Origin of the sequence: Allorhizocola rhizosphaerae (assembly GCF_003426775.1) — a bacterium.
Classification (GTDB): domain Bacteria; phylum Actinomycetota; class Actinomycetes; order Mycobacteriales; family Micromonosporaceae; genus Allorhizocola; species Allorhizocola rhizosphaerae.
In genome coordinates this window covers 1-2,218 of record NZ_QJUG01000447.1, presented here as the reverse complement: position 1 = coordinate 2,218, position 2,218 = coordinate 1, and the positions used below count along the sequence as shown (strand labels likewise).

Annotated in this window: 1 protein-coding gene; it reads left to right on the top strand. The window is 72.9% G+C overall.

What is annotated here, in order from left to right:
• Positions 1-14: 14 nt before the first annotated feature.
• On the top strand, positions 15-2,218 hold a 2,204-nt coding region (locus DM816_RS41600), incomplete at its 3' end, for an ATP-binding protein (protein ID WP_117215906.1).

Sequence of the window (2,218 nt, the reverse complement as noted above, 5' to 3'; positions counted from 1 at the left end):
ACACGCTCGGGCCCGTGGTCGACGCGGTCCGCGAGTTCGCCGACCGGCCGTCCGGGCCACGGCTGAGCGGCCTGGCCGGTGCGCTGCGCCCGCTGTTCCCGGAGTGGGCGGCCGACCTGCCGCCCGCGCCCGAGCCGCTGCCCGATGCGACCGCCGCACGCCACCGGCTGTTCCGGGCCCTCGTGGAGCTGATCGGCGGCCTGGACGTGACGGTCCTGGTGCTCGACGATGTGCACTGGGCCGACGAGGCGACCATCGAGTTTCTTCTGTTCCTGCTGTCCCGCCCGCAGCCGCCGGTGAGCGTCGTGGTGACCTACCGGCCGGAGGAGGTACCGGACGATGGTTTGCTCAGAAGGCTTTCCGCTCGCCTGCCCACCTTCGGGCTGCGGCTCACGCTCGGCCCGCTGCCCGTCGACGAGACCGCCGCGTTCGTCTCGTCGATGCTCGCGGGCGAGGCGGTCTCGCCGGAGTTCGCCGCGTTCCTGCACCGCAGCACCGAGGGCCTGCCGCTGGCGCTGGAGGAGTCGGTGCGGCTGATGCACGACCGGGCCGACCTGGTGCGCCGGCGCGGTGAGTGGTTCCGGCGCCGCCTGGCCGACATCGACGTGCCGCCCACGATCCGTGACGCGGTGCTCGAACGGGTCGCGCGGCTCGACCCCGACACGCGCACGGTGCTCAATGCGGCGGCCGTGCTCGGTGACGCCGCGAGCCCGGCAACCGTCGCGGCAGTGGCCGAGCTCCCAGCGCAGCGGTTCGACGCCGGGCTCGCGACCGCGCTCACGTCGGGCGTGCTGTCGGAGGACACGCGCGGCCTGCTGTCGTTCCGCCACGGGTTGGTCTGCCGCGCGGTGTACGAACAGCTTCCCGCGCCTGAGCGTCGGCACAGGCACCTGCTCGCCGGCCGATCGCTGGAGAACACGACCCCCGTGCCGGCCATCCAGCTGGTGCGCCACTTCCGCGAGTCCGACCAGATCGCCGACTGCTGCCGCCATGTCGAGCAGGCCGTTGCCCTGTGCCGCGAGTCAGGCGACGAAAACACCGTGAGCTATCTGCTTCACCGCCTGCTCACGTCAGTCGATCTGCCCGTGGACGAGCTGGTGCGGTTCGCGGGCATGCTCAGCGCCGTTGCCCGGACCGAACAGTTCGCCGACGTGATCGCGGTGTTGGAGGCGGCGCTGCGGCGCGACACGCTCACTCCCGGCGAACGGGCGGCCGTCCGGTTCCAGCTCGGCCGGCTGCTCATGGTCACGTCCGCGTTCGACGCGGCCCGGCGGCAGATGGAGCGGGCCGTCCCCGATCTGCCCGAGGACTCGTTCCAGGCCATCCGCGGGCGGCATTTCCTGGCCGTGCCCCTGGGTGACGTGCGGCCGGCGGCCGAACACCTGCGCTGGCTGCGCGAGACCCGACTCCCGGAGTCGCTCGTCCCCACGGAGCGGCTCGTCGTGACCGCCGACCGCATTCTGGCGCTGGTGTTGCTCGGGCAGGAGCCCGCCGCGTGGACGGAGGCACAGCAGCTGCCGGAGCGGACGGCAAGCCCCGCCGAGGCCAACACGAGCGCGGTGGCGCGCAAGAACCTCGCCGAAGCCGCGATGCATTGGGGGCGTTACGATTCCGCACGCGACCTGATCGCGGCGGCCTTCCGCGTGCTCGACGGGCATGAGCTGCCCCGCTGCCACGCCATGATCTCGGTCATGCAGGCCCGCCTGGACTGGCTCACCGGCTCGTGGGACGGGCTCGCGCAACGGTTGCAGGAGCTCATGGACGACGAGGTGCTGCTGCCCGACGGGCGGGGCGAGGCCGCGCTCATCGCCGGCATGCTGCACGCGGCTCTGGGCAATCGCGAGCAGGCCCAGCGGCACCTGCTCAACGCCAGGCGTGACGGCGAGCAACGCAACTCCACCGACCGGCTGGTCGAGAGCGCGGTCGCGCTGGCCGGGCTGCACCTTGCCGACGGCGAGTTCGAGGACGCCCTGCGGCTCACCGACGAGCCGGTCGACATCACCATCCACAAAGGAATCTGGATGTGGGGCGCGCAGGTCGTGCCCACCCGGGTTTATGCGCTCATCGGGCTCGGCAGGCTCGACGAGGCCGCCGAGCTGGCCGAGGCGTTCGAGCGCGTGCTCGGCGACGCCACCGCGCCCGCGCCTTGGTCGGCCCTGGTCTGGTGCCGCGCGCTGCTGGCCGAGGCGCGCGATGGCGAGCAGGCGCGTGCCGCCGC